Origin of the sequence: Dietzia sp. oral taxon 368, assembly GCF_002999155.1 — a bacterium.
GTDB classification, from domain to species: Bacteria; Actinomycetota; Actinomycetes; order Mycobacteriales; family Mycobacteriaceae; genus Dietzia; species Dietzia cinnamea.
The window spans coordinates 703,226-725,515 of sequence record NZ_CP027238.1 but is presented as its reverse complement, the minus strand read 5'-3'; the positions used below and the strand labels follow the sequence as shown (position 1 = coordinate 725,515).

At 72.3% G+C, this 22,290-nt stretch carries 25 protein-coding genes; 12 read left to right on the top strand and 13 right to left on the bottom strand.

The window, feature by feature from the left end:
• Positions 1–8: 8 nt before the first annotated feature.
• From C3V38_RS03525 to C3V38_RS03515, 3 genes are read right to left on the bottom strand one after another with little or no spacing between them, the layout of a single operon-like run.
• A complete protein-coding gene (locus tag C3V38_RS03525; protein ID WP_106385097.1) occupies positions 9–2,489 on the bottom strand; it encodes a serine/threonine protein kinase in 2,481 nt (826 codons plus the stop codon).
• Positions 2,486–3,610 carry a glutamate ABC transporter substrate-binding protein gene (locus C3V38_RS03520; RefSeq protein WP_232303169.1) on the bottom strand — a complete coding sequence of 375 codons (1,125 nt, stop codon included), beginning with the start codon at positions 3,608–3,610 and terminating at the stop codon, positions 2,486–2,488. Before C3V38_RS03520 ends, C3V38_RS03525 begins: the two co-directional genes overlap by 4 nt.
• The gene (locus tag C3V38_RS03515; RefSeq protein ID WP_254426067.1) at positions 3,607–5,097 is read right to left on the bottom strand and encodes a hypothetical protein; all 1,491 of its coding nucleotides are present in this window, start codon (positions 5,095–5,097) and stop codon (positions 3,607–3,609) included. Before C3V38_RS03515 ends, C3V38_RS03520 begins: the two co-directional genes overlap by 4 nt.
• Before the next feature lie 153 nt (positions 5,098–5,250).
• Here C3V38_RS03515 and C3V38_RS03510 point away from each other — a divergent pair, with 153 nt between their 5' ends.
• A complete protein-coding gene (locus C3V38_RS03510; RefSeq protein ID WP_106385096.1) occupies positions 5,251–6,369 on the top strand; it encodes an NUDIX domain-containing protein in 1,119 nt (372 codons plus the stop codon).
• A 64-nt stretch (positions 6,370–6,433) separates the two neighbouring features.
• Positions 6,434–8,380, top strand: a complete 1,947-nt coding sequence (locus C3V38_RS03505) for an alkaline phosphatase D family protein (protein WP_106385095.1) — start codon at positions 6,434–6,436, stop codon at positions 8,378–8,380.
• Here the strand turns inward: C3V38_RS03505 and thiE are convergent.
• Positions 8,322–9,053 carry a thiamine phosphate synthase gene (gene thiE, locus C3V38_RS03500; protein WP_106385094.1) on the bottom strand — a complete coding sequence of 244 codons (732 nt, stop codon included), beginning with the start codon at positions 9,051–9,053 and terminating at the stop codon, positions 8,322–8,324. The two genes, C3V38_RS03505 and thiE, sit on opposite strands and share 59 nt — an antisense overlap.
• A gap of 41 nt (positions 9,054–9,094) precedes the next feature.
• Here thiE and thiO point away from each other — a divergent pair, with 41 nt between their 5' ends.
• The 3 genes from thiO to C3V38_RS03485 all read left to right on the top strand — a co-directional run bounded on the left by thiO (position 9,095) and on the right by C3V38_RS03485 (position 11,377).
• Positions 9,095–10,282 carry a glycine oxidase ThiO gene (gene thiO, locus C3V38_RS03495; RefSeq protein ID WP_106385093.1) on the top strand — a complete coding sequence of 396 codons (1,188 nt, stop codon included), beginning with the start codon at positions 9,095–9,097 and terminating at the stop codon, positions 10,280–10,282.
• A gap of 62 nt (positions 10,283–10,344) precedes the next feature.
• Positions 10,345–10,545: a sulfur carrier protein ThiS gene (gene thiS / locus C3V38_RS03490; protein ID WP_061228006.1), complete on the top strand. Its 201-nt coding sequence runs from the start codon at positions 10,345–10,347 to the stop codon at positions 10,543–10,545.
• A 61-nt stretch (positions 10,546–10,606) separates the two neighbouring features.
• A complete protein-coding gene (locus tag C3V38_RS03485; RefSeq protein WP_106386352.1) occupies positions 10,607–11,377 on the top strand; it encodes a thiazole synthase in 771 nt (256 codons plus the stop codon).
• 25 nt (positions 11,378–11,402) lie between these two features.
• Here C3V38_RS03485 and C3V38_RS03480 read toward each other — a convergent pair whose 3' ends face one another.
• Positions 11,403–12,056 carry a DUF1707 domain-containing protein gene (locus tag C3V38_RS03480; protein ID WP_063973889.1) on the bottom strand — a complete coding sequence of 218 codons (654 nt, stop codon included), beginning with the start codon at positions 12,054–12,056 and terminating at the stop codon, positions 11,403–11,405.
• 87 nt (positions 12,057–12,143) lie between these two features.
• Here C3V38_RS03480 and C3V38_RS03475 point away from each other — a divergent pair, with 87 nt between their 5' ends.
• From C3V38_RS03475 to C3V38_RS03460, 4 genes are all read left to right on the top strand, one after another.
• Positions 12,144–13,058 carry an ABC transporter ATP-binding protein gene (locus C3V38_RS03475; protein ID WP_063973888.1) on the top strand — a complete coding sequence of 305 codons (915 nt, stop codon included), beginning with the start codon at positions 12,144–12,146 and terminating at the stop codon, positions 13,056–13,058.
• A complete protein-coding gene (locus C3V38_RS03470; protein ID WP_106385092.1) occupies positions 13,055–13,816 on the top strand; it encodes an ABC transporter permease in 762 nt (253 codons plus the stop codon). The genes C3V38_RS03475 and C3V38_RS03470 overlap by 4 nt, the downstream gene beginning before the upstream one ends.
• A gap of 123 nt (positions 13,817–13,939) precedes the next feature.
• Positions 13,940–14,236: a GNAT family N-acetyltransferase gene (locus C3V38_RS03465; RefSeq protein WP_106385091.1), complete on the top strand. Its 297-nt coding sequence runs from the start codon at positions 13,940–13,942 to the stop codon at positions 14,234–14,236.
• A gap of 132 nt (positions 14,237–14,368) precedes the next feature.
• Positions 14,369–14,878: a CD225/dispanin family protein gene (locus C3V38_RS03460; protein ID WP_106385090.1), complete on the top strand. Its 510-nt coding sequence runs from the start codon at positions 14,369–14,371 to the stop codon at positions 14,876–14,878.
• 61 nt (positions 14,879–14,939) lie between these two features.
• Here the strand turns inward: C3V38_RS03460 and C3V38_RS03455 are convergent, their stop codons facing one another.
• From C3V38_RS03455 to C3V38_RS03435, 5 genes are all read right to left on the bottom strand, one after another.
• Positions 14,940–15,356 carry a CoA-binding protein gene (locus C3V38_RS03455; protein ID WP_007627320.1) on the bottom strand — a complete coding sequence of 139 codons (417 nt, stop codon included), beginning with the start codon at positions 15,354–15,356 and terminating at the stop codon, positions 14,940–14,942.
• A gap of 95 nt (positions 15,357–15,451) precedes the next feature.
• Positions 15,452–16,345 carry a polyphosphate kinase 2 gene (gene ppk2 / locus C3V38_RS03450; RefSeq protein ID WP_106385089.1) on the bottom strand — a complete coding sequence of 298 codons (894 nt, stop codon included), beginning with the start codon at positions 16,343–16,345 and terminating at the stop codon, positions 15,452–15,454.
• A gap of 62 nt (positions 16,346–16,407) precedes the next feature.
• Complete coding sequence (locus C3V38_RS03445; protein WP_106385088.1) at positions 16,408–17,208, bottom strand: exodeoxyribonuclease III; 801 nt, start codon at positions 17,206–17,208, stop codon at positions 16,408–16,410.
• Between the two features lie 10 nt (positions 17,209–17,218).
• Complete coding sequence (locus C3V38_RS03440) at positions 17,219–18,337, bottom strand: GNAT family N-acetyltransferase (protein WP_061915315.1); 1,119 nt, start codon at positions 18,335–18,337, stop codon at positions 17,219–17,221.
• The gene (locus C3V38_RS03435) at positions 18,330–19,001 is read right to left on the bottom strand and encodes a peptide deformylase (RefSeq protein WP_007630501.1); all 672 of its coding nucleotides are present in this window, start codon (positions 18,999–19,001) and stop codon (positions 18,330–18,332) included. Before C3V38_RS03435 ends, C3V38_RS03440 begins: the two co-directional genes overlap by 8 nt.
• Positions 19,002–19,156: 155 nt before the next feature.
• On the opposite strand from C3V38_RS03435, the gene C3V38_RS03430 reads away from it, so the two are divergent.
• The 3 genes from C3V38_RS03430 (at position 19,157) to C3V38_RS03420 (ending at position 20,764) form a co-directional block, all read left to right on the top strand.
• Positions 19,157–19,486, top strand: a complete 330-nt coding sequence (locus C3V38_RS03430; RefSeq protein WP_061227935.1) for a DUF3263 domain-containing protein — start codon at positions 19,157–19,159, stop codon at positions 19,484–19,486.
• 15 nt (positions 19,487–19,501) lie between these two features.
• Positions 19,502–20,323 (top strand): LytR C-terminal domain-containing protein, encoded by an 822-nt coding sequence (locus C3V38_RS03425; protein WP_254426066.1) that lies wholly within the window; start codon positions 19,502–19,504, stop codon positions 20,321–20,323.
• Between the two features lie 93 nt (positions 20,324–20,416).
• Positions 20,417–20,764, top strand: a complete 348-nt coding sequence (locus tag C3V38_RS03420) for a hypothetical protein (RefSeq protein ID WP_061915318.1) — start codon at positions 20,417–20,419, stop codon at positions 20,762–20,764.
• Positions 20,765–20,894: 130 nt separating this feature from the next.
• On the opposite strand, the gene C3V38_RS03415 is transcribed toward C3V38_RS03420, so the two are convergent.
• Genes C3V38_RS03415 through C3V38_RS03405 form a run of 3 tightly spaced genes read right to left on the bottom strand, consistent with a single transcriptional unit; the run spans position 20,895 to position 22,290 of the window.
• Positions 20,895–21,263, bottom strand: coding sequence for a monovalent cation/H(+) antiporter subunit G (locus C3V38_RS03415; protein WP_061227938.1), 369 nt, complete (start codon positions 21,261–21,263; stop codon positions 20,895–20,897).
• Positions 21,260–21,553, bottom strand: a complete 294-nt coding sequence (locus C3V38_RS03410; protein WP_061227939.1) for a monovalent cation/H+ antiporter complex subunit F — start codon at positions 21,551–21,553, stop codon at positions 21,260–21,262. Before C3V38_RS03410 ends, C3V38_RS03415 begins: the two co-directional genes overlap by 4 nt.
• On the bottom strand, positions 21,550–22,290 hold the full coding sequence (locus tag C3V38_RS03405) for a Na+/H+ antiporter subunit E (protein WP_061227940.1): 741 nt from the start codon (positions 22,288–22,290) through the stop codon (positions 21,550–21,552). Before C3V38_RS03405 ends, C3V38_RS03410 begins: the two co-directional genes overlap by 4 nt.

Genomic DNA, 22,290 nt, shown 5'->3' with positions numbered 1-22,290 from the left:
CCGCGGTCCTAGAACAACGTGCGCGGGCGGATGCTGTTGGCCTGGTCGACCAGGCGGAACCGCTGGGCCCGCGTCTCGGTGGACCGGGCGAGCGTCCGCAGGACGGTCTCGGCACCGGAGCGCAGGCCGAACTCGGTGAACGGCACTCCCCGCATCAGCGGGGACGGCGAGGGCTCGTTGCCGGGCAGCTGGATCCACGCCAGCGCGGTGGTGAGGACGGTGAGCCGGATCTGGAAGGCCCGGTGCTCGCCGGCGGACAGGTTGGTCACCCGGCGTGCGGCTTCCCGCAGGTGGGACTCCTCGGTCTCCTCCAGTGGGCGTCCCTGGCACAGGAGGAGGATCGCGGTGAGGTTGGCCAGCGAGGAGTAGCGCGAATTGGGTGGGACGCGGTCGAGTTCCTCGATGGCGGCCGCGACCTCGCCGCGCCGCTGGAGCTGGCGGGCCAGTCCGAACGCCGAGCTGATGACCGAGCGGTCGACCGACCACACGGTGCGGTAGAAGTGCTCGCTCGAGCGGGCCCAGCGGGCGCGGTCCCGTTCGGGGCAGACGTCGAGGATGAGCTCGGCGGTGGCGGCGAGGGCCAGCTTGGGTCCGTTCTCGCCGGGCATGGCGGAGAGCACCTGCTGGAACTTCGGGTAGGCGCCGACCGGGTCGCCCTTGAGCAGCGCGACGATGCCGTCGTACCAGACGAGCCGCCACTCGGCGCGCCGCCGGTGGGCGTTCTCCTCCAGGAGCGCCTCGGCGGCGGCGAGGTCCCCGCTCTCGAGGTAGGCGCGTGCGAGCGACATGATGACGCCGATGCTCTCGTGCGCCTCGGAGCCGGTGTCCGAGTAGAGCTCCCTGAGCGTGTCGATCCGTTGTTCGACCGAGGTGTACGAGGTCGCGGCGAGGATGCGGCTGGCCGGGTCGGACGACTCCATGAGGGGCACCGGGAGCGCGTCGACGAGCTCGGCACCGGTGAGCGTGGTGTCTCGGGCGCGGCCGTCGACGAGGAAGTCCGTCGGCTCGACGGTGAACAGGGTGCCGAAGGTCGACCGCTGTGGGGAGAACACGGACGAGAACGCGGGGTGCGGCACCCCGGTCCGCAGCGCCAGCACCTCCCGCAGGACGCCCATGAGCTGGTTGGCCATGCCGGAGGCGCTGCGGAACCGCATGTCGGGGTCCTCGTGGGTGGAGCGCAGCAGGAACCGGTACAGGGAGTCGTACCGGCTGAAGACCGGCTCCTCCATGGGGGAGGGGATCCCGTCGGCGTAGCGACCGTCGACGACGGGCAGTCGGACGATGAGCGAGGCCAGCGTCCGGCCGACGGTGTACAGGTCCGAGACGATGGTCGGCCCGGTCACGGGGATCTCGGGGGCCTGGAAGCCTGGGGTGCCGTAGATGTGCCCGTAGTCGCCGACGCCCGACACGGCGCCCATGTCGATCAGCTTGACGTGGTCCTCGGTGAGCATGATGTTCTCGGGCTTGAGATCGTTGTAGACCAGCCCCACGGAGTGCAGGTAGGACAGCGCCTGGAGGACCTCGAGGACGTAGGCGATGGCCTTCTCCACCGGCAGGACCCGCCCGGGAGCGGCGCGCCGGACGTCGCGGAGGCTGGGGCCGCCGACGTATTCCATGACGATGTACCCACCGTGGGTGGGCGAGGTGGCCCAGTCGTCGTGGATGAAGTTGTAGATACGCACGATCGACGGGTGCGAGAGCTCGGCGAGGATCTCCCGCTCCGCGACTGCGACCTCCTGCGCTTCGGCCTGGTCGGCGTGGAGCAGGCCCTTGAGCACGACCCAGCGGTCGGAGACGTTGTGGTCCACGGCGAGGTAGATCCAGCCCATCCCGCCGTGGGCGAGCGCGCCGCGGACCTCGTACTGGTCGGCGACGATGTCGCCGGGGCGCAGTTCGGGCCTGGGCAGCCTGCCGTTCGAGGCCGCGCACTCGGCCTCGATGTCCTCCGGCGCGAGCATCGCGGACGTGGGGTCAACGGGGATGATGTACGGCAGATCGACGAGGCCCTCGGCGGCCTGGCTCGGCCGGTCCTCGGGCTTGTCGGGGTGGCGCAGGCGGAACGGTGCCGAGGTGGCGCGGTCACCGGTGACCGCGTCGGTCCGGACGGACGGACGCGCGCCGGGGACGGACTCGGTGCGCGACTCCGGATCGTGACGCGGCCGGCCGGCGGCGCGGGGGGTGGTGCCGGCGTCGGGGTCGGTGTCGGACAGGAGCCCGGTCATGGACACCGCGCCGGTGACGTCGACGACGCCGGTCTCGGCCATCCCGCCGGTCGACGCGGAGCCACCCGTCTCCGCCATCGCGCCCGTGGCCGCCATCGCGCCGGTGGCCTCGGTCGCGCCGGTCGCCGCCGCGGCGCCCGTCTCGGCCATCGCGCCCGTGGCCGCCGCGGCCTGGGTGACGGCGACGGCCTCGGTCCGCACGGTGGCCTGGGTGCCGACGGTGGGTTCTCCGTCCTCCGGCGGGTCGTCCCACTTCCGGTAACTCATCGCGGCTCCTCGATGTACCGCGGCTCAGGCATGCCGGGGTTCGGTCCCAGCCCGGACAGCCACGTGGAGTACATGCGGTTCCACGTGCCGTCCGCGCGGATCCGCTCGAGCGTCGAGTTCACCTGCCGGACCAGCCCGTCGGTGTTGTTCTCCGGGGTGGACTTGGCGATGCCCACGCCGTACGGCTCGGCGTCGAGCTGCGGACCGACGATCTGCAGGTACGGGTCCTGCGCGGTGATGCCCACCAGGATGGCGTCGTCGGTGGTGATGGCGTCGACCTGATTCTGCTGGATGGCGACCAGGCAGTCCGCCCACGTGTTGACCGACAGCACGGTGATCCGCTCCAACTCCGCCCACAGTCGCGACGCCGAGGTGGTCCCCGCCGCCACGCACACGCGCTTTCCCTCGAGGTGCTCGATCTCCGTGATACCCGAACCCCGCACGGTGAGCACTCGTTGGTAGGCCTGGTAGTACGGCACCGAGAACGTCACCCGCTCGCGCCGGGCGCACGTGATGGACATCGACCGGATCACCACGTCCACCTGGTCGTTCTCGAGCGCCTCCAGCCGGTTCGCCGATGTCAACGACCGGAACTCCACCTGCCGCGGGTCACCGAAGATGTCCGCGGCGATCTCGCGGGCTAGGTCCACGTCGAAGCCGGTGAGCTGGCCGCTGGCGGGGTCGCGGAAGGAGAACAGGTTGGAGCCCTGGTCCAGGCCGACGATCAGCCGGCCGCGCTGCAGGATCCGCGGCACACGTTCCTCGGGCGGGGCGTCGTCTGGCCGCAGGCTGGGCAGGGGGTCGCAGTTTTCCTCGTCTTCGCGCGGCAGGTTGTCGGGGATGTCGGTGCTGACCACCGCGCCGGCGGGCAGCGGCATGACGGCCTCCACCTCCGGGATCCCCGCGCCGACGATGTCCGCGGACTCGGCCGCCGCGCCCTGGTCCGGCCCGCCGACGCCGGGGCGGACCTCGTCGTCGCCGACCCCACACGCGGCGCCGAACGCCAGGGCCGCCACCAGCACGCCACCCAGCGCGGCCCGCGCCGCCCCGCCGACCCGCGCCGCGCCGCCAGCCCGTCCCGGCCCGCCGACCCGTGCCGCCCCGCCGACCCGCGCACTCACAGGTACTCCCTGATCCGGGGCGCGATCCCCACGACGACGCCGAACGCGGCGAGCGTGGACAGCGCGATGATGAGGTCCGGGCCACTCGAGGAGGTGCGGCGGGCGTTGTCGATGCGGGTGCGCAGCGTGTCGCGGGCCTCCTCGATGGCGGCCTGCATGGACTCGTCGAACTCGTCGAACGCCGCCCCCGAGTCGCCGGCGTCCTGTCCGGATGAGATCTCGATGGCGCCCTGGTAGTCGCCCTGTTGATAGCGGGAGTCGGCGCGGTTCTGGGCGGCCATCCACTCGTCGAGCGCCTCGATCGCGTCCGTCACCGCGCCGTGCGAGTCGAGGCTGATGTCGCTGCCGCTGTTCTCCTCGTCGTCGAGATACACGGTCAAGGTGTCGCGGACTCCACCGAGGACGGCCGCGCGCTCGGCCGCCGACCCCTCGGGGTCGGTGCGCCGCACGAGGTTGAGCGTCTCCTGCGCGCGCACCTTCTGGGCGTTGATGCGCTGGCGGGTCAGTTCGTTCATCGGCGCCGCGCCCTCGGACAGGCCCTTGGCGTTGTCGTTGGCGGCGAGGAACCCGGCGATCATGGTGAGCAGGAACGTCGCCACCATGAGCAGGGACGCCACACCGAGCGCGGGGTTGAGGCGCCGTCCGGTGAGCCGCCACAGCCACTGCTGCAGCAGCACCAGCACCGCGATCGCCAGTCCGAGGAGGAAGAACGAGCCCCACGGCGGCGACGACCACTCGCGGTCCGACTGGCCCACGGACGTGGACTGCCGGTCGTACAGGTCGGCGGCCGCGGGCAGGATGGTGTCCTGCATCAGCGCGGACGCGGAGGCGAGGTACGCCGAGCCGACCGGGTTGGCGACGCGGTTGTTGGTGCGCGCGGTCTCGACGAGGCCGGTGTAGGTGGCCAGCTGCGCGTTGATGTGGGCGAGCTGGTCGATGGACTCGGTGTCGTTGCGGTCGAGGCCCTGGGCGGCGGCGATGATCGACGACGACGAGTCCGCGATCGCCTGGAGGTAGCGTTCGCGCAGTTCCGCGGGTTCTATCCCGCCGGTGATGAAGGCGGTGTTCGCGGCAGAGTCCGCGATCGTCAGGGAGCTGTAGAGCGTCTGCGAGGCGTTGGCGACGGGCTCGACCTCGGCGAGCAGGGTCTCGTGGTAGCTCTGCCGCTGGGTGATGGTGGAGGACGCCACGATGCCGCCCGCGAGCACCACCACGATCGCGATCAGCGCGAAGACCGACATGCGTCCCGGGGTGGTGAGTACGTCGCTCCAGAAGCGGGCGGCGCGGCGGCGCACGGGGTGGCGGGGCTGGACGGTGGTGCCGGACTCGCCGCTGCGGCCGCCGGGCCCGGGCCGAGCACCGGCTCCGGAGCGGCCGCCGGTTCCGGGCCCGGAGCCCGGCGTGGGTGTGGAACCGCTGCCGGTCCCGTCGGAGGATCCGGGAGTGCCGCGTCGTGCGAGGGTTCGTGCGCGCATCGCGTCGCTCACCTCCCCGGTCCTCGCCCGCCGAGCCGACGTCGCGACGGGAGTGTGTCCCAGGTTAGTGAAGTGACGGCGCGGAGTCGGGCAGACTGGTCGAGGAGGACTCGAGGATCCGCCCGATACGGGGGTGGGCCCGTCCGGGGAGGAGGTGGAGGTCCGGTGACGGCGAGCGAGGGTGACGGCAACGGCTGGGTGGTGTCCGCGGGCGGTGATCGCCGGTGGGGCCGGTTCGGCGCCGCCGGGCTGTTGCTGCGCGCCGCCGATCCCACCGATCCCGACACCCCCCTGGTGTTGTTGCAGCACCGCGCGGCGTGGACCGCCTCCGGTGACACGTGGGCGTTGCCCGGCGGCGCGCGCGACTCGTACGAGGACGCGCCCCGCGCCGCACTGCGCGAGACCGAGGAGGAGGCGGAGATCCGGCCCGCCGACGTCGTGGTCCGCGCCGAGGTGGTGACCTCCCGCATGCCCGGCACGGTCTGGCACCGGCCCGGCCTGGACATGCGCCACGCCGCGGAGATGCTGCGTCGGCTGCGCCCCGATCAGAGGCATGACGAGGAGCTCGACGAGTCCGGCGCCGACGCGGCCGCCGGGGCCGCCGGGGCCGACGTAGCCGCCGGGGCCGACCGCCGCCCCCGCGCGCTGCCACCGCTGGTCCAAGAGTCCCCCGACTCGGTCGAGTGGACGTACACGACCGTGATCGCCGACGCGCCGCGCCCGCTGGAGACGGTGCCCAACAACGAGAGCCTCGAGCTGCGCTGGGTGCCGGAGACGCGGGTGGCGGACCTGCCGCTCATGCCGGCGTTCGCGCAGGCGTGGGCGGGCGGGCTGCGGTCCGAGCCGGTCGAGCTGGTGGTGGACGTGGCCAACGTTCTCGGCTCGCGCCCCGACGGCTGGTGGCGGGACCGGGCCGGCGCGACCGGGCGTCTGCTCGACGAGCTGGGCGCCGGGATGCCCCGCACCCTCGAACTGTCCGCGTCGACCGGACGACCCTCCCAGACCGGAGGATCGCACCCGGCCGAGCCGCCCGCCCCGGCGGCCGCCTTCGGCTGGGTCGCCCGCGCGCACGCCGTGATCGAGGGTGCCGCCCGCGCCGCCGAGCACTCGGGCCCGTTCGTGGTGCACCGCGCGCCGGGTTCCGGTGACGACGCGATCGTCGACCTGGCCACCGAGCTAGATGGCGGGCCCCGACGGGTCGTGGTGGTCACGGCCGATCGGGGATTGCGGGACAGGCTGCCGGAGAACGTCCTCGTCGTCGGGCCCCGGACCCTCCTCGGGTAACCCTCGGCGTTCCGCTCGACGGACCGGTCCCGCCCACCCGCCGCGCGGGTGCACACTGGTGCGCATGACCGCATCCGCCCGCACACCCGAGCTCGTCCTGGGCCCGCTGCTCCGGTACGTCGACAGCACCGACGCGACGGTGTGGGTCGAGGTCTCCGCCCCGTGCGAGGTGACGATCCGCGCTGGCGACGAGGTGGCCACCGAACGGACCTGGGGCGTGCACGGTCACCACTTCGCCGTGCTGCACCTGTGCCACCTGCGTGAGGGGGAGGAGACGCCGTACTCGGTGGAGCTCGACGGCGAGCAGGTCTGGCCGGTCGACCCGGGAAGGCCCAGTGTGATCTGCACGCCCCGCGCTGACGACACCGTGCGGCTGGCGTTCGGCTCGTGCCGGCGTGGTGAGAGCCAGACGCCGGAGGCGCTGCGGGAGATCGGCGCCGACGCGCTGGTGGGGCTGGCGCACCGGATGGCGCAGGCGCCGCGCCGCGAGTGGCCGGACGCGATGCTGCTCCTCGGCGACCAGGTGTACGCGGACATCCCCAGCCGCGAGATCACCGAGCGCCTCGCCGAGCGCCGCGACGCCGGTCTGGGGCCGCAGTCGGTGCGGGACTCGGCGGGCGCGGGCGGCGACCGCGACGTCTCGGACGAGATCTGCGACTTCGAGGAGTACTCCTGGCTCTACCATGAGTCGTGGCGGGACCCGGACGTGCGCTGGCTGCTGTCGACCGTGCCGAGCTGCATGATCCTCGACGACCACGACCTGCGCGACGACTGGAACTCCTCGTACGCGTGGCGGCGCGAGATGACCGCCCAGCCGTGGTGGCGCGACCGCGTGATCGGCGCGTTCTCCAGCTACTTCGTCTACCAGCACCTCGGCAACCTCGCGCCGGACGAGCTCGAGGCGAACGAGACGTACCAGGCCCTGCGGGGCGCCGCCTCCGACGCGGAGCGCGTGCGCCTGCTGGAGGACTTCGCCGTGGCCGCGGACTCCGAGCGCGGCACGGTCCAGTGGAGCTACAAGCGCGACTTCGGTCGGGTGCGGGTGGTGATGCTCGACGTGCGGGCGTCGCGGCACCTGGATCCGGAGGACCGGCGGGTGATGGACGCCGACGAGTGGGCGTGGACGCGGGACGCGTGCCTGGACGCGGACGTGGACCACCTGGTGATCGGTTCGTCGTTGCCCGCGTTCATGCTGCCGGCATTGCACCACGTGGAGGGGTGGAACGAGGCGGTGGCGCGCCATCGCCCGGAGATGCCGGTGTCCGCGAGGTTCGGGGAGTGGGCGCGGCGCGCGGTGGACCTCGAGCACTGGGGCGCGTTCCGCAACAGCTTCGACGACCTCGTGGGGCTGCTCACCGAGGTCGCCGCGGGGGATGGGCGTCCGGCGCCCGCGTCGATCCTGCTGCTCGGCGGCGACGTGCACTGTTCGTATCTCGAGGAGGTGGAGCTCACTGCGCAGCGCGTGGCGGACTCGCCGACGCGCGTGCACCAGCTGGTGATGTCGCCGTTCCGCAACCCGCTGCAGAAGTCGATCCGCGCGGTGAACCGGCTGTCGGTGCGCGAGCCCCTGCCGGCGTTGACGCGTCGCCTCGCGCGGGCGGTGGGCGTGCGCGACCCCGAGGTGCGGTGGCGGGTGTCCGACGGCGTGTGGTTCGACAACGGCGTGATGACCCTCGTGCTGCGCGGCCGCCGCGCGAGGGTGCAGGTCGACCACGCGCGCGTCGAGTGGCCGGCGTGGGGGCTGGGTAAGGCCCTCACCCTGGTGCCGGGGCCGGCGCCCGACTCGTGGGGACGAAAGCCGGGAGACGACCCGACCGGGCAGGCCGGGCGCACCGGCCAGGCCGGGGGAGGGGGACGACGACGAGGTGGGGATTCGCTCGACCGCAAGCCCCGGCAGGTTCTGCGCAGGACGCTGACCAAGGAGTTGACCGCGGCGGGCTGGGGCGGGGCGCTCAGTCGAGGGCGGCCCGGAGTTCGCGGGCTGCGGCGGTGGGGTCCGCGACCGCGGTGATCGCGCGGACGACGACCACGCGGCTCGCCCCGGCGGCCAGCACCTCGGGCAAGGTGTCCGGGTCGATCCCGCCGATGGCGAACCACGGCTTGGGCGCCGCGGCCGGCCCGCCGCCCAGCCCGGCCGCGTGCCGCACGAGCCCGAGCCCCGGGGCGTGGCGGCCCGGCTTGGTGGGGGTCGGCCACACGGGGCCGGTGCAGAAGTAGTCCACCACCGGGTTCGCCGCCGCGGCGTCGACCTCGTCCGTCGCGTGGCACGACAGGCCGATCACCACGTCGTCGCCGACGATCCGTCGCGCCCACTCCACGGGTAGGTCGTCCTGCCCGACGTGCAGCACGTCGGCGCCGGCGGCCACCGCCACGTCGGCGCGGTCGTTGACCGAGAGCAGCGCGCCGTGGGCATCGCAGACGTCCCGCATCACCGCGAGCGCGCGCAGCTCGTGCCCGGCCTCCAGGGGCCCGAGGTCGCGGTCGCCGGGTGAGTTCTTGTCCCGCAGTTGCACGATGTCGACGCCGCCCGCCAGGGCGGCCGTGACGTCGCGGCGCAGGGCGGGGAAGTCGCCCGTCCAGCCCTGCGCGCGGGCGTCGTCGTCGAGGTGCCGGCGGGCGTCGATGCAGAGGTAGAGGCGGGCGTCGGCGAGGCGGGCACGGAGGCGGTCGGCGCGGGCGGTCATGGGTTTAACGGTAGGTGATGGCCCCTACTAGGCTGGCCGCCATGACCGTCGACCCCGCCCCGCCCGCCGCCCGTATCGGTGCGGGGCGGGTCGTGGTGGTCGGCGGCTCGGTGATCGGCCTGGCCTGCGCCTGGGCGATCGCCCGGTCCGGCGCCGCCGATGAGGTCGTCGTCCACGAGCCCGACGATTCCGGGCCCGGCGGCGTCCCCACCTCGGGCGCCGCGTGGGTCGCGGGCGGGATGCTCGCCCCGTTCAGCGAGGCGTGGCCGGGGGAGGAGGCGGTGTTCGCGCTCGGCGTGGACTCGCTCCGGAGGTGGCCGGGCTTCCTCGACGCGCTCGCCCCCCACGTCCCACCCGGTCCCCCCGTCCGCACGGCCGGGTACACGCACATGCTGGCGGTCGACGAGGCAGACGCCCGGGACCTCGACATGGCCATGGAGTGGGCGGCCAGCCAGCCCGACCCGACACGGGGCACCGACCCGGCCGGCACCAACGGCGGCGTCACCGAGGCCGATCTGCGTCGCGTGACCCGCCGCGAGCTCCGGGAGGCCGAGCCGTCACTGGCCCGGGTCGCCCGCGCCGCCTACCGGATGGACTCCGAGGGCGCCGTCGACAACCGGGTCCTGCTCGCCGCCCTCACCCGTGCCTGTCGCGCCGAGGGAGTGACCTGGGTGCGCGGCGCCGTCGCCTCTCTCGACGACCTCGACGCGGACCGCGTCGTCCTCGCCGCGGGCACCGGCTCCGCCGACCTGGCGGGCCTGCCCGTGCGCCCGGTCAAGGGCGAGGTGCTCCGCCTGCGGTCCCGCCCCGGGTGTGAAGACCCGCCCCGCGGCGTCGTGCGCGCCTTCGTCCGGGGCCGGCCGCTGTACCTGGTGCCGCGCGCCGGCGGCCTCGTCGTGGGCGCCACCCAGTACGAACACGGCGACGACCGGCAGGTCACCGTCGCCGGGGTCCGCGACCTGCTCGCCGACGCCGAGACGATCTTCCCCGGCATAGGCGAGTACGAGCTGGCCGAGACGATCGCCGGGCTGCGGCCGATGTCGCCGGACAATCTGCCGATTCTCGGGGCCGACCCTCGCGACCTGCGGATCGTCCACGCCACCGGGCACGGCCGCAACGGGATTGCGCTGACGCCGGTCACCGCTGCGGCCGTCGTCGCGACGCTGCTGGGGCGGGCCGTCCCGGGGGCGGCGGGCGCGGCGGTACCCGACCGCTTCGCCCGCTCCTGACCCCGGTCGTGCCCGACGGCTACGGTGGTGCCGTACGTCACGACTTCCTGCAGGAGGCCCCCATGATCGTCACCGTGAACGGTGAGGACCGCACCCTGGCCGATGGCGCGACCGTCCGCGCGCTCGTCGCCGAACTGGACCTGCCCGACGAGGGCGTCGCGATCGCCGTCGACGGCATGGTCGTGCCCGGCTCGAGCTGGGGTGACACCCCGCTCGACGCCGGCGCGGAGGTGGACGTCCTCACGGCGGTCCAGGGTGGCTGAGGCCGCCCCCGGCCCCGTCGACGCGCCCGCCGCCCCCGACCACGGGGCGCGCGTCGCCGAGGTGCTGGACTCGCCGCTGGTCATCGCCGGTGAGGAGATCGGCTCCCGGCTCATCACCGGCACCGGCGGTGCCGGCAACCAGGAGGTCCTGCGCGAGGCGTTGATCGCCTCGGGCACCGCCCTGACCACCGTGTCGATCCGCAAGGTCGACCTGCGCCTCGGCTCGGACGGCCTCGGACTACTCGGGCTGCTGCGCGAGCTCGGCATCCGCCCGCTGCCCAACACCGCCGGGTGCCGGAGTGCCTCAGAGGCGGTCAAGACGGCCCGCCTGGCCCGCGAGGCGCTCGGCACCAACTGGGTCAAGTTGGAGGTGATCGCCGACGAGCGCACGCTCCTGCCCGACGGACTGGAACTCGTCGAGGCGGCCGAGGACCTGGTCGACGACGGATTCGTCGTCCTCCCCTACACCACCGATGATCCCGTCCTGGCCCGCCGACTGGAGGATGTGGGCTGCGCGGCCGTGATGCCCCTGGGCGCGCCGATCGGCACCGGGCTGGGCATCTGCAACCCGCACAACCTGGAGATGATCGTCGAGCGCGCCGGGGTCCCGGTGATCTGCGACGCGGGGATCGGCACCGCCTCCGACGCCGCACTGGCCATGGAGCTCGGCTGCGACGGTGTCCTGCTCGCCACCGCCGTCACCCGGGCGGAGAACCCGCCGCTCATGGCCGCGGCGATGCGCGAGGCCGTCCGGGCCGGGCACGCCGCCCGCGTCGCCGGGCGCATCCCCAAGCGCTTCTGGGCGCAGGCCTCCAGCCCGCCGATCGACTGAGACGCCCGGGGCTCCGCCCGCCGGATCACTGCTCGACGCGTGGTACTCGGCGTACCTCGACCCCGCCCATCAGCGCGAGACCCGTGATCCTCAGGACAGGAGCGCCGGGCGGCGCTTGACGGACCGGCCGGGGATCGGGCTTCCATCGGCCCGACTCCTCCGCGAAACCGCCCATGAAGCCGATCCCGTCGACTTCCACGTGGACGTCGTCCGGGACGTTGATCTCGATACCGCCCATGATCGCGAACGCCCGGATCACGGTCTCGCGGGACTGCAGCGACGCGCGCCTGAGGTCGATCTCGATACCGCCCATCAGCGCGACCGCGGTGTGTTCGGCCGGCAGGGTCCACGACCCGGTGCGCTCCACGCCGCCCATGACCGCGATGGAGGTGGCGGGCCCGCTGCCGCCCGTGACCCGCCGTTCGGGTGCGCGGTGCGGCCGCTCCGCCAACGTCGACTCGAGCTGATGGTGCGCGACCGGCAGGTCGTGGGTCAGCTCCAGCAGTTCGGACCGGAACCGGGCGCCGTACGCCGCGGCGGTCCGCTCGTCGAACTCGGCGAGGGTCAACCGGCCCTCCGAGTACGACTCCTGTAGTAGCTGAGCGGTCGCCTCCCGCTCGGCGTCCGAGGCGCGGACCGCCGGCAGCCGGCGGTCCGGTTCGGGCGTGACATCGTCCATGGTCACGAGCCTAGACCTGCTCTTGCTGTACGCGGGCTGAGTAGGTGGACACACGACGCCGGGTCTGCGGCAGGCACACTGGTGGCCATGATCGAGGTACGGAATCTCACCAAACGCTACGGCGGCTCCCTCGCCGTCGACGACCTCAGCTTCACCGTCCGCCCCGGCGTCGTCACCGGCTTCCTCGGCCCGAACGGTGCCGGTAAGTCCACGACGATGCGCATGATCGTCGGTCTGGACAATCCGACGTCAGGGGAGGCGCTCGTCAACGGCAGGCCGTACCGCGAACTCGAGCAGCCCGCGCACACGGTCGGCTGCCTGCTGGACGCCTCCTGGACGCACGCCAACCGTTCCGCGTCCGCGCACCTGAAGATGATCGCCGCAGCGGCCGGCCTGCCCGCGACCCGCGTCGACGAGGTGCTCGCCCTGGTGGGCCTGAGCGACGTCGCCGGCCGCAAGGTGGGCGGGTACTCGCTCGGCATGCGTCAGCGACTGGGCCTCGCCACCGCCATGCTCGGTGACCCCGAGGTGCTGCTGTTCGACGAGCCCGTCAACGGGCTCGATCCGGAGGGCATCCTGTGGATCCGACGTTTCATGCACGCCCGCGCCGCCGAGGGCCGCACGGTGCTCGTGTCCTCCCACCTGCTGTCGGAGATGGCGCAGACCGCCCAGGACCTCGTGGTGATCGGTCGCGGCAAGCTGCGTGCGCAGACCTCGGTCGAGGAGTTCCTCTCGGCCGCCAAGTCCTCGGTCATCCTGCGTACGCCGCACGTCGACGAGTTCACCCAGGCCGCGCGTTCCGAGAACGTCCAGGCCACGTTCGACCCCCAGCAGGGCGTGTTCCTGATCGACGGCCTGCGGGCCCCCCAGGTGGGCGACCTCGCCGCCAGCCTGGGCATCACCGTCCACGAGCTGCACGAGAAGCGGGCGTCGCTGGAGGAGGCCTTCATGGCCCTCACCGACCAGGACGTCGAGTACCACGGTCAGGAGTCCACCCGATGAACCTGCTGAAGTCCGAGTGGATCAAGGTCACCACCACCAAGAGCGCCTACTGGCTGTACGCGATCGGTATCGCGTTGGCCGTCCTGCTGGCCGTGATCATCGGCCAGTTCGACCAGTCCGCCACCGACCCGGTCGCCGGCGAGGCCGGCGGCGGCAGCGACCCGCTGTTCGCCATCCTCGGGGTCAGCGCGTTCACCGTCCTGCTGGTGTGGATCGCCGCGATCGTCGGCGTCACCGGCGAGTACCGCTACCACACCGCCAAGGCGACCTACCTGACGACGCCGTCGCGCTGGCCCGCGATCGTCGCCAAGACCGTGCTGTTCACGATCCTGTCGATCGTCGTCACCGCCGTCTCGGTGATCGTCGCGCTGCTGGTGGCGGGGGCGCTGTCCGGCAACGAGTCGTGGACGCCGTTCTCCGGTGACGGACTCACCTACCTCTGGCGTTTCCCCGTCTACGCGGCACTCGGCACTCTCGCGGTCATGGGACTGGCGTACATCATGCGCAACGCCGCCGGGACGATCTCCCTGTTCCTCGTGTGGATCCTGGCGCTCGAGGGGATGGTGTCGCTCATCCCGAAGGTGGGTGAGGACCTCGCGGGGTGGATGCCGTTCGCCAACGGTGACTACTGGACCCAGGGTGAGGCAGCCAAGGGCTACATCACCTGGGGCGAGTGGCCGGCGTTCGCGCTCTACGCCGCGGTGTGCGTCGTCCTGTGGGGCGTGGGCCTGGTGATGACCCTGCGCCGCGACGCCTGACCCGCGCCGCGACCTCTGACCCGCGCCGGGGTGCCCGCGGATTCACGCTCGCGATGCGCCGGACTGGGCCGCCCTTCAGGGGTAGGGTCGGAATCGATACTCGGTCGGCCCTAAGGAGTCGAGATGACCGGCGGAACTTCGCTCAAGCTCGTCCACAACACCGATAGAGACCGTTTCGAGCTGTGGGACGGCGAGACCTTCATGGGACTGGTCGGGTACGAGAAGGACGGCGACGTCTACATCCTCCTGCACACCGTGATCGAGGAGCGGTTCGGTCAGCAGGGCATCGCCCGACTGCTGGTGAGCCTGGTCCTCACCCGCCTGCGGCTCGACGGGCTGAAGATCCGCCCGGTGTGCAGCTACGTGCGCCGCTTCCTCGTGCGGTTCCCCGAGTACCAGCTGCTCGTCGCCGCCAACTGACACGCCGCGTCACGCCGCGCGCACCACGGCCGGCCTCGCCACGGCGGGGAGGATGCTCGCCACGACGGGGAGGATGTCCGACCCGATCCGTAGTGTGGGCGGCGGAAGACCGGCCAGCGAACAGGACACCTCATGATTTACCCGCCGCAGGGCGACAACGCCGACAACGCCGACAACACCTCCTCGTCCGGGTACACGGACTACTCCGCACAATCCGGATACGGCGGCCAGTCCGGGGCGGGGCAGGGCTCGTACGGGACAGGCGGCTACGGCCAGGAGGCCTACGGGCAGCAGGCGTACGGGCAGGGCTCCTACGGGCAGGGTGGCTACGGCTCGCAGACGCCCGCGTACTCCGGTTCGGGCGGCTTCGCCGCGGCTCCCGGTGCCCGGCCCGGGCCGCCGTCGAACGTGGGGTGGGCGGTCGCCTCGATCCTGTTCTTCTGGCCCCTGTCGTTCATCGCGATGACGCGGGCGCTGGAGGTCTACCCGCTCTGGGCCGCCGGGCGGCACGCCGAGGCCGAGGCCGCCAGTGCGACCGCCAAGCGGCTCGGGATGATCTCGCTCGCGATCGTGGCGGTCCTCATCATCCTGTACCTGATCTTCATCTTCGCGATGGTCGGCCTGGCCTCGAGCGGCTACTAACGCTCGGCCGGCGCACGCGCGCCGCCCACCCGGTGCCGGGTCGGCGGCGCGCCCGTACGCCTCAGGACAGGCCCAGGCGCGGTGCCTCGATCGCCGGGCACGCGTCCATGACCACGTCGAGACCGGCCTCCTTGGCCCGCTGCGCGGCGGCCTCGTCGATCACGCCCAGCTGCAGCCAGACGGCCTTCGCGCCCTTGGCGATGGCGTCGTCGACCACGCCCCCGGCGAGCTCGGAGTTGACGAACACGTCCACGACGTCGATCTCGCCGGGGACCGACGCCAGGTCCGGATACCCCTGCTGACCGTGGACCGTCTCGGCCTTCGGATGGACGGGCACGATCTCGTGACCGAGGTCCCGGACGAACGCGGCGATCCGGTACGCGGTGCGCGAGGTGTTCGAGGACAGACCGACGACGGCCCACCGCCCCTTCTCGGACAGCAGACGCTCGATGACGGCCGGATCATTGGAATGGCTCATACCCCGTGCAAGGCCCCACGGCGCCCAGACATTCCCGCGCGAGCAATCAGTCCCCGACGGCGTCTGCGCGCGGGGCGCTTCCTTCGCAGGCTCAGTCAGTCCCCGACGGCGTCCTTGCCCCGCCGGACGATCTTCGGGTCCGGCGCGAACACGACCTGGGGGTCCTTCTCCGGATAGTCGAACTGGTGGAGGAAGTAGCGCATCGCGTTGATGCGGGCGCGCTTCTTGTCGTTGGACTTGATGGTGATCCACGGCGCGTGGTCGGTGTCCGTGCGCCGGAACATCTCCTCCTTGGCGTCCGTGTACTTGTCCCACTTGTCGAGCGACTCCAGGTCCATGGGCGAGAGTTTCCAGCGCCGCACCGGGTCGAGTTGGCGGATCGCGAACCGGGTCTTCTGCTCCTCGCGGGTGACGGAGAACCAGAACTTGGTGACCCCGATTCCCGAGTCGACCAGCATCTTCTCGAACATCGGCGCCTGCTCCATGAACGTCTCGTACTGCGAGTCGGTGCAGAATCCCATCACCCGTTCAACGCCGGCCCGGTTGTACCAGGACCGGTCGAACAGGACGAGCTCACCGCGGCTGGGCAGGTGGCTGACGTAGCGCTGGAAGTACCACTGGTGCATCTCGGTCTCGGTGGGCTTGATCAGCGCCACCGTGCGAGACTGCCGGATGTTGATGTACTCGGTGAACCGCTTGATCGTGCCGCCCTTGCCGGCGGCGTCGCGACCCTCGAACACGATGATCTGCCGGTGCCCGGTCTCGGCCTGCCACCGTTGGAACTTGAGCAGCTCGATCTGCAGCAGGTACTTCTCGACTTCGTAATGGTTCCGGTCCATCCGGTTGTCGTACGGGTAGTTCTCCCGCCACGTGTCCACGGCCCGGCCATTGATGTCGATGAGGTCGGGGTCCTCGCCGTGGTCGTCGCGAACCGTGTAGCCCTCGGCGCGGAGCCGATCGATGTAGTGACGTAGCTGGAACGTGGACATGTGGTCGGTCTCCTGGCGTGAGGTGGTGTCGAGCGTTTCAGATGACCCGGGAGCGGCGGGGTCTAGTGGAGGTCCACCACGACCGGGGCGTGGTCCGAGGCGCCCTTTCCCTTGCGTTCCTCGCGGTCGATGAACGCCCCGCTCACCCGCGCGGCCAACGCGGGGGAGTGCAGTTGGAAGTCGATGCGCATGCCCTTGCGCTTGGGGAAGCTGAGCCCCGTGTAGTCCCAGTAGGTGTAGACGCCCGGCCCGGGGGTGTACTCGCGGGTGACCTCGCGGAACCCGGCGCCGTCGAAGGCGGCGAAGGCGAACCGCTCGGGGCCGGAGACGTGGGTCTTGCCCTCGAAGACCTCCATGTCCCACACGTCCTCGTCGAGCGGCGCGACGTTCCAGTCGCCCACGAGCGCGACCTGGGCGTCGGGGTCGGCGACCAGCTCGGCGGCGGCGTGGTCACGCAGTCGGGCCAGCCACTCGAGCTTGTACGTGTAGTGGGGGTCGGAGAGTTCTCGGCCGTTGGGCACGTAGAGGCTGTAGACGCGGACGCCGTCGCACACCGCGGAGATCGCGCGCGCCTCCGGGTCCTGGGACTGCTCGGGGTCCTTGTGGAAGCCGGGCATGCCGTCGAAGCCGAGCCGCACGTCCTCGAGCCCGACGCGGGAGGCCACGGCGACGCCGTTCCACTGGCTCAGGCCGTGGTGGGCGACCTCGTAGCCCAGTTCGCGGAAGTCCTCCTCGGGGAACTGCTCGTCCTTGCACTTGGTCTCCTGCATCGCCAGGACGTCGACGTCGGACCGGTCGAGCCAGGCGAGCACGCGGTCCTTGCGGGCTCGGATCGAGTTCACATTCCAGGTGGCCAGGCGCATGGGTGCGAGTCTATTGCGCGCCGCGCGGCGGCGTCACCGTGGGAGGCGGGGACTGGTCGACGACGACGAGGTGCCGCAGCGAATGGTGCGGTTCGAGTCCGAGCTTGGCCCACAGGCCGCGCCCGGCGGTGTTGTCCGCGAACACGTGCAGGTGACACTCCCGCGCGCCCAGGCCGAGTCCCCAGTCGACGAGCGCGCCGGTGACGACCTCCGCGAGGCCGCGGCGGCGGTGGGCGTCGGCGGTCTGCACGCAGGACACGGCGACGCGCGCCTGCCCGTCGGGCCCGGCGGTGACGGCGCCGCGGGCGATGGCGGCCAGCTCGCCGCCCTCTTCGAGGCGGGCGAACACGACGTGGCCGCCGGGGCCGGGATCGCCGCTGTCCGGACCGTCGGTGAGGATGCCGGCCGTGGCGAGCATCGCGGGCCGCACGCGCTCGGGGTCCAGGTCGGCGGTGGCGTGGTAGAGGGCCAGCCAGTCGTCGTCGGGGCGGTCGGCCAGGGTGACGGCGGGCCGGGTGTCGGCCGGGAAGGCGGCGTCGACCACGGCGAGCAGCGCCTCGCTGTCCGCAGTGCAGAGGAACAGGTCACGGTCGGCGCGGATCCGCGCGGAGTCCACCGGCGCGCCGTCGAGCATCATGCGCTCGACCTTCACGAGCCGCTCGACGTCGACCAACCGCAGCGGCAGGCCGCGGGCGGCGTACCAGTCGCGCACCCCGTCGAGGTCCTCGCAACTGGCCCACGGCAGGACGGGCACGGCCGAGTTCCCGCGATACGACCAGTCGTCGCCGGCCCGACAGAACCAGCCGTCGACCAGCTCGTACTCGGGGCACGGCCACGCCAGCGCACCCGCGTACTCGTGCGCCCGGACGTCGCGGGCCCGCACCGGCCGCGGGGGCAGGACCTTGAGCACGGCGACGTCCGCGTCGGGGATCCGCAGCTCCTCGCCGGACTCCCGGCGGACGATCAGCTCCGGCTCGAGCGCCACCACGTGACCGATGACGTCCGTGTACAGGTGCGAGGCCTCACCGGGAGCCAGATGGCGACGCACGACCACGCGTTCGCCCACCGCCACCCGGCGGCCGGAGTTCCACCGGGACCGACCCGACAGACCCCGGTCCTGCTCAGCCATGGTCGGTGACGACCTCGTCGTCGTCGCCGTCCCAGTCCTCCTCGTCGGCGAACGGGTCCGGGTCGGTGGCCGGATCCCAGCTCAGGCCCGGCACACCCCAGCCCGCGTCGCGGATGTGGCGCTTGGCGGCCTTCTTGTTCCGCCCGATGAGATGGTCGGTGTAGACGAAGCCGTCCAGGTGGCCGACCTCGTGCTGCAGGCAGCGGGCGAACAGGCCGTACCCCTCCACGGACACCGGCTCGCCGTGCTCGTCGGTGCCGGTCACCCGCGCCCACCACGCACGCCCGCGCGGGAAGTTGACGCCCGGGACGGACAGGCAGCCCTCGAGGTCGTCCTCGGGGTCCGGCATGGTCTCGGGGATCTCGGACGTCTCCAGGACCGGGTTGATCACGCAGCCGCGCCGGTTGAGCCAGCCGCCGCGCGCCTCGACCTCCTCGCGCGAGACGCCCTCGCCGTCCTCGGTGTCCAGGTCGGGGCAGTCGTAGACGAACACGCGCTTGCGGACGCCGATCTGGTTGGCGGCCAGCCCCACCCCGTTGGCGGCGTCCATGGTGTCGTAGAGGTCCCGGACGAGGTCCGCGATCTCCTCGGGGGACTCGGTGACGGGTTCGGTGGGCGCGTGGAGCGCGGGATCGCCGAGGATGACGATGGGACGGACGGCCATGGTCGCCGATTCTAGTGCGCCGGCGATGGCGGGGTGTCGGAGGCGTGTGGTTCACTACGGGGGAATCACAACGGTGTGATCTGGCCGGACTGCTGGCCGGGTTGCTGGCCTGGGCGTCGGGTGCGGTGCCCGTTGGTACACGAGGAGGTGCGCGCATGGGTCGATCGGCTGCCGCGACGCGTGAGGCAACCACCGGAGGCGACCGGGAGGGTCCGCTGCCCGCCGCCGACCCCGTCCTGTCGGAGCGGGATCAGAAGATGCTCGAGTTCGAGCGGCAGTGGTGGAAGTTCGCCGGTTCCAAGGAGGAGGCGATCCGGCAGCAGTTCGACATGTCGGGCACCCGCTACTTCCAGATCCTCAACGACCTCATCGACCGCCCCGAGGCGCTGGCCGCCGATCCCCTGCTCGTCAAGCGGCTGCGCCGCATGCGTTCGAGCCGCCAGAAGGCACGCGCGGCGCGCAACCTGGGAATGCGCCTCGACTGACCTAGACTCGGGCGCGTGAGCTCCCAGTCCGAGAACCCGCAGTACGCCCCGCAGCCCGGCGACCCCGACCACGGCGATCCCCGGTACGACGACGCACAGTACGGCGACCCCCGGGACGGTGGCCCGTACGACGCCGACGACCCCTACGGCCCGGGCGCTGGCGACCCCGACGAGCCCAGCGGCCCGCCGTACCGCGCCATCGCGATGGTGCTGCTGTCGGCGGTCGTGCTCGCCGTGGGCATCGGGCTGGTGCAGCTGTTCGGGGGCGACGACGACGAGGCGGCCCCCACCGCCGACGAGGGCACCTCCCAGGTCGAGCAGGACGCCTCGGCCGGTCAGGACGCGGACGGCCAGCCCGCGCAGGGTGAGGCCGGCGGGGCTGAGGGTGCACCCGCCCAGGGCGGCGCCCCCGGTGGTCAGGACGGCGCGGCGGGAGCGTCCGGCGAGGCCGGCGGCGAGGCCCAGCCCGGCGATCCCGCCGCCCCGGCCGACCCGCCCGCGGCCGGGCAGCCTCCCGCCCAGCCCGGCGCGCCCGGACCGGACGTGACCAGCGTGCCGGTGCAGATCTTCAACAACAGCACCGTCACCGGCCTGGCAGCCCGCACGGGCGAGGCGCTGCGCGAGAGCGGCTTCGCGGTGGGCGACGTGGCCAACATGCCGTCCAACCGCGGCGTGGTGGCGGAGTCCACCGCCTTCTACGGCACCGGGCCCGGTGAGCAGCAGGCCGCGCAGGCGATCGCCGCCCAGCTGGGGATCACCGCCAAGCCGCGTCCGGCGGATCTGGCGGGGGAGGCTCCCGGGGTGATCGTGATCGTCACCCAGGATCTCGACCGCTGACCCCTGAGGATATGATGAGCCCACGCGTCCGGCCCGTCCGCGGGACGCACGCCCAGTAGCGACTTGCAGCCTCCCGAGATCGAAGGAGCCCCCATGGCCCCGCGTCAGACCGCCCGCCGCATCCTGGTCGCGGCTCCCGCACTCGCCCTCGCGTTCGCCGTGGCCGCGTGCAGCCCCAACCAGGAGCCGGCCGATCCCGACGCGCCGTACACGCTGCCCACGTACTCCGAGGAGTCCGCGCCCCACTCCTCCATCCCGGAGACGCAGGAGACCGACGACCCGGACACGATCGAGGACTTCGAGGCCGGCACCACCGCGACCGGCATCCCCGGTGAGGGTGGAGACGAGGGCGGCGGCCAGGCCACCACCGACGACGGACTCCCGGTCCCGGGCGCCGGGCAGCAGGCCGGCAGCGCGGTCCCGACGCAGCCCGCTCCCTGATCTCCGGTCCGGCCACCGGACCCGCGAGCCCCGCACCCCGAGCAGACGGGTGCGGGGCTCGCGTCGTGTGTGGCCGCAGGCGGCGCCAGGCCCGGCGCTCAAGCCCCGGCTCTGCGGCCCGCGGTGCGGCTCAGAGGGGTCCGCGGCCGTCGAGACGGGGGCCGGTGTACTTCTCCAGCACGGGCGCCTCGTGGGTGATCGTCCCGTCCTCCACACTCTCGCGGTAGGCGAGATTGCCCACCCGGTTGGCGATCACGGGTGCGGCGCACACGGCCACGATCGCGGTGAGGACGAGCATGCCGAGGTCGATGTCCGGGAAAACCCGGATCCCCGCGCCGATGAGGACGAGGACCAGCCCGAGCACCTGAGGTTTGGCCGCCGGGTGCATTCGGCTGAGGGTGTCGCGGAACCGCACGAGGCCGATCGCGCTGCACAAGGTCAGTAGCGCGCCGGCGAGAACGAACAGCGCGGCGATGATCTCGATGAGGTCGTCGCTCATGAAATGGCCTCCTCGGGGGTGCCGATGTTGTCGCTGACGCGGAACCGGGCCACGGACACCGAACCCAGGAACGCGACCAGTGCCAGCGCGACGAGCGCCGCTGCGGGGGTGGTGTCCTTCGTCCACGCGATGTAGACGGCGATGCCCCCTTGAGCGACGGCGACCATCATGTCGAGGGAGATGAGCCGGTCGAGGGTGTTGGGTCCGCCGACCAGACGGATCATCGTCACGAACAGCGCGGCAGTCAGCGCGATGATCGCCAGGATCCAGAGGACGAGTGCGACGCTCACCAGGGTCCCTCCTCTTCCGTCGTGGGATCGAACGGCTTCTTCTCGTCGCCGTCGGGGCCTGCGGGGTTGTCGGGGCCGGCGGCCCGGTCGGCGTCGGGATCTGCCGGGTCCGTGTCGCCGGCGGGATCCACCGGCTCCGCGGGCGCCACGGTGCTCGCGGCGCTCGGGGCCCTGTCGGCGGGGGCCGAGTAGTGCCCGGGGCTCGGCCTCCAGTCCTCGTCTCGCTCGAAGGCGCGGAGGTAGAGCTTCTCCACGTGCGCGGTCTGGCGGCGGAACCGCTCCACGGCCTCGTCGGTACCGGCGTCCAGGACGTGCACGTAGACGTAGCGGGCCACCGGGTCGACTCGGACCACGATGCCGCCGGGCAGCAGGTTGAGGGTGTTCACCGCCAGGGCGAGGTTGAAGTCTGACTTCAGTCGCATCGGCGCGCGCAGCACCGCGGACCGGGGTGGCGCCTTCGGCCGGATCGACTGCCAGGAGACGATCAGCGACGACCGGATCAGGTAGAACGCCACGACCAGCACGAGCCAGACCGTGGACAGCGGCCGGAGCAGACCCTCGACCGGCACCCGCGGCAGGGGCAGGACCACCATCACCAGGATCGCCACGAGCAGTCCGGAGACGACGGTGCCGATGTCGAAGCTGCCCCACAGCAGTACCCAGGCGAAGGTGAGCCACAACGTCATGAAGACGCGGGCGCCGAGCACCCGCAGGTCGGGAGAAGGCTTGCGTCCCAT